Source organism: Salinibacterium sp. 10G20-15, assembly GCF_057365065.1.
This window is the reverse complement of the sequence record NZ_CP195118.1, coordinates 733,081-744,483: the sequence shown is the minus strand read 5'-3', so window position 1 is coordinate 744,483 and position 11,403 is coordinate 733,081. Positions and strand designations below refer to the sequence as shown.

Genomic DNA, 11,403 nt, shown 5'->3' with positions numbered 1-11,403 from the left:
AGAACTTACTGAGCTAACGCCTCACAAGATTCCTGAAGCCCCGGCAGACCCACGGTCTCCCGGGGCTTCACTCTTTAACGTGCAGAACCCTCAACACTGCCTAAACTGGTACCCGTGCCAGTGAATCCAGAACTAGAAGGCCGGGTCTTCCCGCCCACCACCCCGTATCTCGTCGGGCGCGAAAAAGTACGCGAGTTCGCTCGCGCCGTCTTCGCCCAAAGCCCCCTCAACCACGACGCTGAAGCAGCGAAAGCAGCAGGCTACGCGGATGTCGTAGCACCGCCCACCTTCGCCGTCGTCATCCAAGAAGCAGGCCTCGCCCTACTCCTGGCCGCCCCCGATACCGGCATCGACTTCTCCCGCATCGTGCACGGAGAACAAAAATTCAGCTACACGCGACCCATCGTCGCCGGCGACGAACTCACCGCCATCCTCACCGTCACGAGCATCAAATCCCTCGGCGGCAACGACATGATCACCGCCGAAACCGCCATCAGCGATGCCGACTGCAACCACGTCGTCACCGCAACCTCCGTACTCGTCATGAGAGGCACAGAATGAGCGACCTCACCGTCGGGCAAGAACTCATCACCGGCAAAGTCACCCTCACCCGCTTCTCCCTCGTGCGCTACGCCGGAGCATCCGGAGACTTCAACCCCATTCACTACCGTGACGACGTCGCCAAGTCAGTGGGCCTGCCCGGCGTACTCGCCCACGGCATGCTCACGATGGGCCTCGCCGTTCAGCCCGTCATCGACTGGATGGATGGCCGCGGCGAGGTCGTCGAATACGGTGTGCGCTTCACGCGCCCCGTCGTCGTCGATGGCAACGGCGGAATCACCGTCAGCGTCAGCGCCAAAGTTGGCGCGATCGAAGACGACGTGACGCGCATCGACCTCACGGTCAGCGCCGCGAACCAGACCGTGCTCGGCAAGTCACAAGTGAGGGTCAAACTCAACAAATGACCGACACCGCCCCCAGCGAAAGCACAGCGCCGCAACACAACGCGCTGCTCGCCGACCTCACCACCATTCGGGTAGGCGGGCCAGCACACACGCTGCTGCGCCCCGCCACCGAACAAGAACTGATCGCAACCATGCGAGACGTGTGGCAACGAGGCGACGAATGGCTGCTCATTGGGGGCGGCTCCAACATGGTCATCAGCGATGAAGGATTCGACGGCACCGTCATCCACATTGCGACCCGCGGCATCCAACTCGTCTCCCAAACCGACACCACCCTCAGCCTGCGGGTGCAAGCCGGCGAATCGTGGGATGGACTCGTCGCAAAGCTTGTCTCACGCGGCTGGGCTGGGCTCGAAGCGCTCAGCGGCATCCCCGGTTCAGTGGGCGCAGCCCCCATCCAGAACATCGGAGCGTACGGGCAAGAAGTCGCCAGCGTGCTCGACGGCATCGACTTTCTCGACTACGACACGAGCGAATTCGTGCACCTGACGGCCGCCGAACTCGAATTGAGCTACCGCAACTCAGTCATCAAAGAGGGTCGCGCCGGCGTCGTTCTCGCCGTGTACCTCACGCTCACCGCCTCGCCCGAGAGCACCGTGCAGTACCAACAACTCGCGACCGCGCTCGGTGTGAACATCGGAGAGGGCGTACCCGTGCAGCAAGTGCGCGACACCGTACTCGCGCTGCGGGCCTCCAAAGCAATGGTTCTCGACCCCAACGAACCCGACTCGGCCAGTTGCGGTTCGTTCTTCACCAACCCGATCGTGCCCGAACACATCGCCCGAGCCCTGCCCGCGGATGCCCCGCGCTGGGTCGTCGACGAGGAGCCGGTTGCCGACGTTGTGGTTCCCCTCGGTGAAACCCCCGCACCGCCACCACCGCCCAAGCCCCGGCTGGTGAAGCTCAGCGCTGCCTGGCTCATCGAGAACTCGGGAGTGCACAAAGGCTTCCGCCTTCCCGGATCGCGCGCTGCCGTCTCCACCAAGCACAGCCTCGCAATCGTCAACCGCACGGGAGCCGACGCCGCAGAGATCGCCGAACTTGCCCGCTACATCGGGGCATGCGTGCTCAGCCGGTACGGCATCCAACTGCAGCCCGAGCCTGTAGCGGTCGGGGTCGAGCTGGCCTAGAGGCCCAGCTGGCCTAGCTGCGCGGCAGTAGCCCCAACTCCATCGCCTTCGTCACCGCACGAGTGCGGTCTTTCACGTCGAGCTTTTCGAACACGTGGATGAGGTGCGTCTTCACGGTTGCTTCACTCACGAACAGGGCGGCGGCAATCTTTCGGTTGCTATTGCCCGCTGCCACAAGTGCCAGCACTTGGGTTTCGCGTTCGCTCAACGTCACCTTCGCGGGTTCCCGCATGCGGTTCACGAGCAGCGCCGCGATCGACGGCGCCAGGGCGACCTCGCCTCGAGCCACCGAACGCAGCCCCGCCAAGATTTCTTCTTGGGGCGCAGCCTTCAGCAGATAGCCGCTCGCGCCTGCCTCAATCGCGGTCAGAATGTTTTCGTCAGACTCATAGGTCGTCAGAATGAGCACGCGCACGTCGGGGCGCGCAGCCACGAGCTGCGCGGTGGCCTCGGCGCCTCCGAGGCCGGGCATGCGCAGATCCATGAGCACAACGTCGGGGGAGAGCTGCGTGGCCAGGGCGACCGCCTCGCTGCCGTCGCTGGCTTCGCCGACGACTTCGATGTCATCCGCCGAACTCAGCAGTCCAACGATTCCACTGCGAACGATCGGATGATCGTCGGCAACGACAACACGAATCATGCGAAAACTTCCTTCGGGATCGTGGCGCGCACGGTGGTGCCGGCGGCCGAACTGTCAACATCAAGACGGCCGTTCACGAGGGCCAGCCGTTCGCGCATTCCTTCGAGCCCGAAGCCGGTGTGGGTGGTCGCGGGGTCGAAGCCGGTGCCATCGTCAGCCACTGCAATCGTCAGGCCGGCATTGCCGACGGTTACCGTAATTGTGGCGCGAGTGGCGTTCGCGTGTTTGCGCACATTGGCGAGGGCCTCTTGAGCGCAGCGCAACACCACCACCTCAGTTTCGCGGGCGATCGCGGGCAAGTGCTCGGCATCCACCGTCACCGTCAGCTGGGTTTCGCGGCTGTACCGCTCGGCTAGTCGGGTCAGAGCGCTCGTGATGCCGTCGCCCGTGAGCCCCACGGGAGCGGATGCCGTAACCAGTGCCCGCGCCTCCGCGAGTGCCGCGCGGGCGCTGTCTTCAATCAGCTCAAGCTGTTCGGCTGCGGCAGCAGCGTTGTTGTTATCCAGTTCACGCTTCGCCCGTTGGGCAACGAGTACTAGCCCGGTGAGGTCTTGCGCGATGGTGTCGTGGATTTCGCGGGCGAGCCGCTCTCGTTCGCTGGATACTCCGGCATCCCGGCTGATGGCGGCGAGTTCGTCGCGCGTGGATTGCAGCTCAAGTACGAGGTCGTGGCGTTGCTCGCTAAGTCGAGAAATCTGGGTGATCCAGAGGCCGAGGGCGAGGCTGAAGATCAGCGATAACGCTGTGACGGTTGTGCTGTAAAGAACCGCGTCGAGAGTGAATCCCAAGCTTGCGACAAAACCGACCCCCACGGCGACGGCGAGGGCAATGTTGCCGAGGATCGCGTTTCTTGTGCGTTCCGCAAGCACCCAGATGAGTGGATAGCCGAGTGCCTGCAACGTGGCCATCACGGGCATGAACGACACAGCCGTGCCCACTGCCAAGACAAGCACGCTGACGAACAGCGCCGTAAGAGCAGCGCTTTCTCGCGCACGCACGCCAAGAGTGAACCAGGCAAGCGCAAAAACTCCAAGAGCTACGCCGGCGCCCGTTTTGCTGCCGGGGCCGTAGCCGCCGGACGTGACGATGAGTACCACCATGACGGTCGTAGTGACAGCCACGGCGATACTCATCCACCGCACGAACGTCATTTAGCTATCCTTGCGGATCCAGCGGAAGGTGATGCGCGTCACGATAAGTCCGAACACGAGCCAGATACCGGTCGCGATGGCGACACCGGGAAGGTTCCAGCTCTCGGACTGTTCCATCACTTCGAAGCTCGCGGGCAGGAACACTTCACGCATGCCCTGTGCCATCCACTTGAGCGGGAAGACGCTGGCAAAATTCTGAAGCCAGACGGGCAGCAACGAGAACCCGAGGTAAACGCCCGAGATGAATTGCAGCACTAGCGCGATGGGGATCACGACGGCGGTGGCGCTCTTGCCGGAGCGGGGAACAGCGCTGAGCGCGATTCCTAGCACGGCGGATGTCGTGACGCCGAGCACAAAAACCCAGGCGAAGGTCAGCCACTTGCTTGGCTCGTCGGGTAGTTCGACGCCGAACGCAACGCTCGCGACCACGATCACGAGGGTGGCCTGCAGCACACCCGTCACAAACACCTGGCCGATCTTCCCGATGAAGTAGCTCATGATCGGCAGAGGCGTTCCGGCAAAGCGCTTGAGGGTGCCGTCGCTACGTTCCATGGCAATGTCGATGGCCATGTTCTGCAGTCCGCTCAAGAGCAAGCCGGCGGCGAGCATCCCGGGCAGGTAGAAGGCGGCGGCAGTGAGAGGCTCGTCCTCGGTGCCGAAATTCTGCTCGCTGAAAGCGAGGGAAAAGATGGTGAGCATAACCACGGGGAAGAGGAAGGTGAAGAACACCGAGTCGCCCTGGCGGAAGTACGCTCGAACTTCGTACTTGATGCGGCTAAAGCCGAGCGTCACGGTGCGGCTCAGGCTAGCTCCGAAGCTGCTCTTCTGCACGGCCTGTGGCCCGGGGGCAGCGGTGGTGGCGGGGGTTGCGGTGCTCATCGTGCGTTCTCCACTTCGCTCGCGTGCGCATGGTCGGAGACCAACTGCAGGTAGATGTCTTCAAGGCTTGGGCGGATGATTTCCAGCCCGGCTGGTTCAGTGCCGTCGGCGGTGAGCGCCGCAACCACAGCGCCGGGGGTGTGGGTGCGTTCCTCGCGCCGTTCCCCGTTCTCGCGCCAGCGCACGATCGGTACGCGGGCCTCGGCCCCGCCGAGTTCATCAATGGCGCCGATGTCGATCATCTTCCCGCCCGCAATAACGCCGGCGCGGTCGCCGAGCTGGGCCGCCTCATCGAGGTAGTGAGTGGTGAGGAGGATGGTCGTTCCGTCCGCCTTGAGCGAGCGAATGAGCTGCCAGAACTGCTGACGCGCCTCGGGATCGAAGCCCGTGGTTGGTTCGTCGAGGAAGACCAACTCGGGGTTGCCGATGATGCCGAGTGCAACATCCACTCGCCGGCGTTGGCCGCCCGACAGCTTGCGAATGAGGGTTGTGGCTTTGGCTTCAAGCCCCACAGCGGCGATGACGTCGTCGACCTTGCGCGGGTTGGGGTAGTAACCGGCAAAGTGGGTGAGCTGTTCGCGCACGGTCACGTTGCCGCTCTCGCCGGTGGACTGCAGCACAATCCCGAGACGGGCCTTCCAGTCGAGGCCGCCCTTGCCGGGGTCGATGCCTAGTACTCGCGCGCTGCCGCCGGTCCGATCACGGTATCCCTCTAGGATCTCGATTGTGGTGGACTTGCCGGCTCCATTCGGGCCGAGCAACGCGAAGGTTTCGCCGCGCTGAATCTCGAAACTGACCGAGTCGACAGCGGCAAAAGAGCCGTAGGTTTTGCGCAGATTCTCGACCTGCACGACGGGAGCGGTGGTGTTCATGCTTCTATCGTCGCTTGTCTGAGCCGGGCGCGACAGGTGCAGTCGGTTAGAGGTCTATCAACCGATCGGTTGATACGGCGGCGTTGCGCGAGTATTCAGCCAGCGCCGCTACGGTCGAATCATGATCTCGCCGGCTCGTACTCGAACCACCGCTCATGCCGCGCTCGCGCTCGCCGTTGCCTGTGCGGTCACCGGATGCTCGTCGCCGAGCACCTCGAACAATACTTCTGAACTCAGCACAACACCGCCAGCCAGCTCAAGTCCCGACGCGGCCACGTTCTTCCCCGATGTGGAGGAGGTGGCAGTCACCCCTTCTGGCACCAACCTCTTCGACTTCGCGGTCACCATTAGCTCTCCCTATGACACCCCCGAGCAGTATGCCGATGGCTGGCGGGTAGTCGCTCCCGATGGCACGGTTTTGGGGGAGCACACGCTTTCGCACGATCATGCGAATGAGCAGCCGTTCACGCGCACGCAGGCGGGGGTCGAAATCCCGGAGGGCATCACGGAGGTCACCATCGAGGGCCGCGATCAGGCCAATGGCTACGGTGGAACGGCGGTCTCTGTCGAGTTGCCAGGACGCTAGGCCTGCTCGCTGTCGTCGGGCTCTCCGCTTTCGCCTGCTGCGGCATCCGCGCCCGAGTCGTCGCTCGCGCCGCCGTTGAAGTCGAGGCTTTCGTCCGCTGCGGCATCCGCGAGCAGGAGGCGTAGCTCTGCGTCGAAGAGCGCGGCTTCGTAGCCGTCGTCGGGGGATTCCCGCAGCAGCACCGTTGTCATGGCGTGTAGTCGTGCATCCGCGCTGCCGTTCTCAACAATCTCGTCGAGCAGCGTCGCGGCGTGATCGCCGAGCGTCACGAGTGACCGGCTGAGGCTCATCTTGGCGTCGCGCTCGCCGTGGCCGAGATGGCGCACGAGCAGTGCGGCCAATTCGGTTTCGCCTCCCTCGGGAACGAGAACGGTTGCCACTCGCCAGGCGGTGCGCGCCACGGTCTCATCAGAATCGTTGACGACCTCGGGCGTGATCGCTTCCCACCCGGCGGGGTCGCCGATCTTCGACAGCGTGTGCAGGGCTTGGCTTCGGGCTTGCGCGGTTCCCGAGCGCGTCTCGGCCACCAGCAGCGGTACCGTTACCGCCGCCGGATGCCGCATCAACGCCCACGTGAGAGTCTCACGAACGTTGAGGTCAGGCTCGATTGCGCACCGCTCGAGTAGTACGCGCACGAATTCGTCACGCGGGTGGGTGCCGGCCGACATCGCGGCTTGGAGCCGCTGTGACGGCAGGGCAGCGGTAAGTGCCGTGCTCAGTCGGTCAGCGGCATCCATAATTCCTTCACCGCACGGGTGGCGGTTGTTGTCTTAGCTAAAGAGCTTCTGTAGGCGCTGCACGCCTTCGAGAAGGGCGTCGTCGCCGAGGGCGTACGAGAGGCGCAGGTAGCCGCTGGGGCCGAATGCTTCACCGGGTACGACGGCAACTTCGGCCTGGTCGAGAATGAGGTCGGCGAGCTCGAGGCTCGTGGTCGGAGTGACTCCGCCCCATTCGCGGTTCAGCAGGCCCGTGACATCCGGGTACACGTAGAACGCACCCTGGGGAGTCGGACAGTTCAGTCCCTCGATCTTGTTGAGTTCCGAGACGATGAGCTTGCGGCGGCGGTCGAAGGCCAGACGCATTTCTTCCACGGCATCCTGCGGGCCGGTCAAGGCTTCGATCGCGGCACGCTGGGAGATGTTGGAGACGTTGCTCGTGAGGTGCGACTGCAGGTTCGCAGCGCCCTTCATGGCGTCGACCGGGCCAACCATCCAGCCGAGGCGCCAGCCGGTCATCGAGTAGCTCTTGGCGACACCGTTCACGAGGATGGTGGTGTCGGCGAGCGCCGGAACAGCCTCCACGATCGAGACGGCACGCACTCCGTCGTAGACCAAGTTTTGGTAGATGTCATCACTGATCACCCAGATGCCGTGCTCGAGAGCCCACTCGCCGATGGCCTTGGTCTGCTCGGGCGAGTAGACGGCACCGGTGGGGTTGGAGGGCGACACGAAGAGCAGAACCTTGGTGTTCTCGGTGCGAGCGGCTTCAAGCTGCTCGACCGTGACGAGGTAACCCTGGTCGGCGCCGGCAAAGACCTCAACGGTGTTGCCGCCCGCAAGCTTGATGGCTTCGGGGTAGGTGGTCCAGTACGGGGTGGGAACGATAACGTCATCGCCCTCGTCAACGAGAGTCGCAAAGGCTTGGTAAACGGCTTGCTTTCCACCGTTGGTGACGACGACCTGGTTGATGCCCACTTCGAGGCCGCTGTCACGCAGCGTCTTGGCGGCGATCGCTTCGCGCAGCTCAGGGAGACCGGCTGCAGGCGTGTAACGGTGGTTCTTGGGGTCGAGCACAGCCTTGGATGCCGCCTCCACGATGTTCGCGGGAGTCGCGAAGTCGGGCTCGCCCGCCGCATAGCTGATGATGGGCCGCCCGGCCGCAAGAAGCGACTTGGCTTTGGCATCCACCTTGAGGGTGGCTGACTCGGCGATGGCGGAAATTCTGGCGGAGAGGCGAGGTGAGGTCACCCCATAAGTCTATGGCTTCGGAGGCGTGGATGCCCAGAGATTGCTGCGCCGACCGAGGGTTTATTCGGGTAAAAGACTGCCCCTACCGCGTGAACGCGATAGGGGCAGAGAGAAGCGGCCGGAGCTTGAATCCTGGGGGGACGATAAGCTCCGGCCGCTAAAGGTTACTTACGCAGTCCTAGAGCTCGGACTTGGGGTGTGTACGTAGGTAACCCTGACGCGCGAAGTAGGCACCCGCTGCCAACAACGCGACGATGAGGGCGATGAGAGTCGCAACACCGGCACCGGTGTACGCGAGCTGCCCACCGAGGGCGTAGGTCGGAAGATCCGTGGGGCAGATCCCAACACAGGGGTCTGTGGTTGGGCCGCAGTTCTCGGTGCAGTTGGGGTCCTCGGGACCTTCCGGATCCGTGGGGCCGCAGTTTTGCGTGCATCCGGGGTCAACCACGGTCTGAACGTTGGGGCCGACTACGGCGCGAGCCACGTTGAGGGTCGCGATGTCTCCGCTGCCGACGGCCACCCGCACCGCGGTCTCGCTAAACATGTCGCCCTTGACGGCGCCCGTCGAGGTCCACTGTTCTTGCACGTTGACCTTGATCGAGACCAGGTCGTGGAGCACTGTTGCCACGCTGGAGTCTCCGAGGAGGCCGGTTACTGCCGGGTTCACAAGGCCGGTGTTCAGGCTCTTGACGAGCGAGGTGACCACGCCGTCGTTGGAGAAGAGCGAGCTGTTGAGGCTATTGCCGAGGCTGCCGATCAGGGTGTCGACGTTGAGGCCGGTCTTGACCGTTCCGCCAAGAAGCGAGATGTTCGCCTTCGCCGAGATCGCAGTTCCGTCGATGAGGTCATCCACGTTTCCCACGATGCTGACGTCAACGGTGCTGCGCAGGTCGGGGAGAACGGTACCGACAAGCTCACACACGGTGTCTGTCGTGTAGCCAACGATGCCTTGCGTTACGCCCTGGGTCACCCCTTCGGTGAGACCGCCCGTGAGACCGCCGGTCAGGCCGCCGAGCAGACCACCAACGAGGCCACCGCTGGAGGATCCACCGCTGGAGGATCCACCGCTGGAGGATCCACCGCCGAGAAGTTCACCGTCGAGAATGTCGCCGATGATCGGAACTTGGATGTCGCGGCACACGGTCTTCTGGGTGGACTTCTGAGCGGTCAACAGGTTGAGCTTTGCCGAGACCTCAACATGCGCATTGCGCAGTGACGCCTCCACGCGCTCGACGATGTCGTCAGCGAGGCCAGCTACTGTCTCGGTGATGCCATTGAGGATCTGGTTGACCACCGCATCCGTGAGCAGCTCGGTGTTTGGAGCCAAGTTGTTGAGTTCGCCGCCGAGGAGCGCCTCGAGGTCGACCTCAACCGATCCGGTTTCTAAGTTGAAGCTCACAGCCCCATCGCCGTACTTTCCTTTGAGCAGTGAGTTCACTGCCCCCTGAAGGTCAGCATCGATCACTACTCTGACGTCGGCAGACGAGCCGACGACTCCGAGTACGGGGTCGAGGACGCCGTCGATCGAGTTGCCGAGAACTCCGTCGTCTTTACCGAGGCTCAGAAGCTTGCCGTCCACGCTGTTGAGCGCCGTCGTGACCTTGCTCGTAAGTTTGCTGATGGCGGGGCTGGAGAAGCTCAGAGTTGCATCCGCGAGGGTGTAGTCGCCGGATGCCGCTGTCATGTTTCCGTCTGCACGGGCAGCAACAGCGTCGAGGTCGAGCTTCAGATCCGTGAGTACTGAAGCGAACTCGTTGTTGAGGAGGCTATCGAGGTCGAGCGTAAGGTCACCTGCGGGGCCCGCGGCTACGCTGCCGATGCCGATTCCACCGTCATCTTGGATGGCGCCAGTAGAAGCAAAGGACTCGCCATCTTTGTCGGCCTGAGCGTACTGGTTGATGACGCCAGCATCCACAACGTCGAGGAGGGGAAGCTGCACACCGCCTGGCTGGTTGAGTACCGTCGCCCCGAGAGCCTCGACGGTGAGCGGGTCGCGGTGAACCTGGAGTGACTGAGTGCCGTTATTGCTAGCGGCTACTTGGCCGAGGCCGGCGATGTTGCCGAGGTCGGTGCCGAGCGCACTTCCTGAAAGGAATTCTGCGTAGGCGTACGAGGCTCCGTTGGTCTCTTCTGCGCTAGCAGCAGCGGGGGCAATGAGGGTGAAGCCCGATACAAGGGCCATGGTTCCGAGAGCCGCTCCGAAACGGACTCCTGCGGTGTGGTTGCTTTTCCCGACTGGCTTCCCAGTGCGCGGGATGTGTTGAGTGAACACGACTGGTACCTTCCTGATCCTGTACGGATAAGGAAGCTGATACGACAATGAGGCCAACGTGAGGGTTGTGCCACGAATTACTGCCTGATCTCAGCTTCGCTTGCCCATGTGGTGGTTGTGCTTTTTGAGTTATGCGGCGAGATGGTTGGTCTCGCGTGGTGTTGCCCGAATGGTGTTACTGGTTGTGCCCGAAATGTGAAGGGGTGGTTTGCCCTTCTTGCTTAGAGAGACTGAGACCCCCTTCGGTTATGACGCGGGTTTTCACACTTTTTTCAAAACTTTTTTGAAGGGGCCTGGGAGCACCAGTTTTCTGGGGTTTCTCTGGATTGATCGCACTATAGGGGAGCATGAACTGCAGGAGTCGTCAGGATGACGTACACTTGTTCAGGTAGTTGATAACTGCCATACTTTCGCGCGCCTATTCCTCACATTTCGATGTGCGGGCGTGGTGTGTTTATGCGAAGGTGTGAGTAAGAGATTCGCATCTCTTGCAGAGGGTGGTGGCTCAATTGGTAGAGCAGCGGTCTCCAAAACCGCAGGTTGCAGGTTCGAGTCCTGTCCGCCCTGCAAGTCCCGGTCCGTCTAACGCGGACTGGGTCGAGCAAGCCGAAGTATCGGAAGGTATCTAAGAGTGGCCAAGAAAGTCGTAGACGAGCCCAGCGAGGACGTCGTCGCCAAGGCGAAGAAGGAGAGCGCGCAACGTCGTGGACCCTTCGGTCGCATGGCACTCTTCATTCGCCAAGTAATCAACGAGCTCAAGAAGGTTGTGACGCCGACCCGCCGCGAGCTGGTCAACTTCACTCTCGTCGTTCTTGTCTTCGTGATCATCATGATGGGCATCGTTTCTGGTCTCGACTTTGGGTTTAGCGCCTTGGTGAACTTCTTGTTCGGCGATCCCAACCTCGTGGTCTAGGCCCTTCACAAACCGCAGCGGCTCTGGC

12 protein-coding genes and 1 tRNA gene are annotated in these 11,403 nt (G+C 62.6%); 6 read left to right on the top strand and 7 right to left on the bottom strand.

Features of this window, described 5'->3' with window-relative positions; all coding sequences use genetic code 11:
- The first annotated feature begins 114 nt into the window (after nt 1-114).
- Genes ACR3YK_RS03490 through ACR3YK_RS03480 form a run of 3 tightly spaced genes read left to right on the top strand, consistent with a single transcriptional unit; the run spans nt 115 to nt 2,095 of the window.
- Nucleotides 115-561 carry an FAS1-like dehydratase domain-containing protein gene (locus ACR3YK_RS03490; protein ID WP_486175848.1) on the top strand — a complete coding sequence of 149 codons (447 nt, stop codon included), beginning with the start codon at nt 115-117 and terminating at the stop codon, nt 559-561.
- Nucleotides 558-965 carry a MaoC/PaaZ C-terminal domain-containing protein gene (locus tag ACR3YK_RS03485; protein WP_100389463.1) on the top strand — a complete coding sequence of 136 codons (408 nt, stop codon included), beginning with the start codon at nt 558-560 and terminating at the stop codon, nt 963-965. The genes ACR3YK_RS03490 and ACR3YK_RS03485 overlap by 4 nt, the downstream gene beginning before the upstream one ends.
- Nucleotides 962-2,095 carry a UDP-N-acetylmuramate dehydrogenase gene (locus ACR3YK_RS03480; protein WP_486175847.1) on the top strand — a complete coding sequence of 378 codons (1,134 nt, stop codon included), beginning with the start codon at nt 962-964 and terminating at the stop codon, nt 2,093-2,095. Before ACR3YK_RS03485 ends, ACR3YK_RS03480 begins: the two co-directional genes overlap by 4 nt.
- Before the next feature lie 13 nt (nt 2,096-2,108).
- Here the strand turns inward: ACR3YK_RS03480 and ACR3YK_RS03475 are convergent, their stop codons facing one another.
- The 4 genes from ACR3YK_RS03475 to ACR3YK_RS03460 are packed head-to-tail and all read right to left on the bottom strand — an operon-like array spanning nt 2,109 to nt 5,637.
- On the bottom strand, nt 2,109-2,735 hold the full coding sequence (locus tag ACR3YK_RS03475) for a response regulator (protein WP_486175846.1): 627 nt from the start codon (nt 2,733-2,735) through the stop codon (nt 2,109-2,111).
- Entirely contained in the window at nt 2,732-3,886 is a 1,155-nt protein-coding gene (locus ACR3YK_RS03470) for a histidine kinase (protein ID WP_486175845.1), read from the bottom strand. Before ACR3YK_RS03470 ends, ACR3YK_RS03475 begins: the two co-directional genes overlap by 4 nt.
- Nucleotides 3,887-4,765, bottom strand: coding sequence for an ABC transporter permease (locus ACR3YK_RS03465; RefSeq protein WP_486175844.1), 879 nt, complete (start codon nt 4,763-4,765; stop codon nt 3,887-3,889).
- Nucleotides 4,762-5,637, bottom strand: coding sequence for an ABC transporter ATP-binding protein (locus ACR3YK_RS03460; protein ID WP_486175843.1), 876 nt, complete (start codon nt 5,635-5,637; stop codon nt 4,762-4,764). Before ACR3YK_RS03460 ends, ACR3YK_RS03465 begins: the two co-directional genes overlap by 4 nt.
- 121 nt (nt 5,638-5,758) lie before the next feature.
- On the opposite strand from ACR3YK_RS03460, the gene ACR3YK_RS03455 reads away from it, so the two are divergent.
- The gene (locus ACR3YK_RS03455) at nt 5,759-6,223 is read left to right on the top strand and encodes a hypothetical protein (RefSeq protein ID WP_486175842.1); all 465 of its coding nucleotides are present in this window, start codon (nt 5,759-5,761) and stop codon (nt 6,221-6,223) included.
- Here the strand turns inward: ACR3YK_RS03455 and ACR3YK_RS03450 are convergent.
- From ACR3YK_RS03450 to ACR3YK_RS03440, 3 genes are all read right to left on the bottom strand, one after another.
- Nucleotides 6,220-6,960, bottom strand: coding sequence for a HEAT repeat domain-containing protein (locus ACR3YK_RS03450; RefSeq protein WP_486175841.1), 741 nt, complete (start codon nt 6,958-6,960; stop codon nt 6,220-6,222). The genes ACR3YK_RS03455 and ACR3YK_RS03450 overlap by 4 nt on opposite strands.
- Before the next feature lie 33 nt (nt 6,961-6,993).
- Nucleotides 6,994-8,190, bottom strand: coding sequence for a pyridoxal phosphate-dependent aminotransferase (locus ACR3YK_RS03445; protein WP_100389469.1), 1,197 nt, complete (start codon nt 8,188-8,190; stop codon nt 6,994-6,996).
- 178 nt (nt 8,191-8,368) lie between these two features.
- Entirely contained in the window at nt 8,369-10,462 is a 2,094-nt protein-coding gene (locus ACR3YK_RS03440; protein WP_486175840.1) for a choice-of-anchor G family protein, read from the bottom strand.
- Nucleotides 10,463-10,956: 494 nt separating this feature from the next.
- Between ACR3YK_RS03440 and ACR3YK_RS03435 the strand changes: the two genes are divergently transcribed.
- Both ACR3YK_RS03435 and secE read left to right on the top strand, forming a co-directional pair.
- Nucleotides 10,957-11,029, top strand: a tRNA-Trp gene (locus ACR3YK_RS03435).
- Between the two features lie 64 nt (nt 11,030-11,093).
- Nucleotides 11,094-11,375, top strand: a complete 282-nt coding sequence (secE, locus tag ACR3YK_RS03430) for a preprotein translocase subunit SecE (RefSeq protein WP_486175839.1) — start codon at nt 11,094-11,096, stop codon at nt 11,373-11,375.
- The last annotated feature ends 28 nt before the right edge of the window (nt 11,376-11,403 follow it).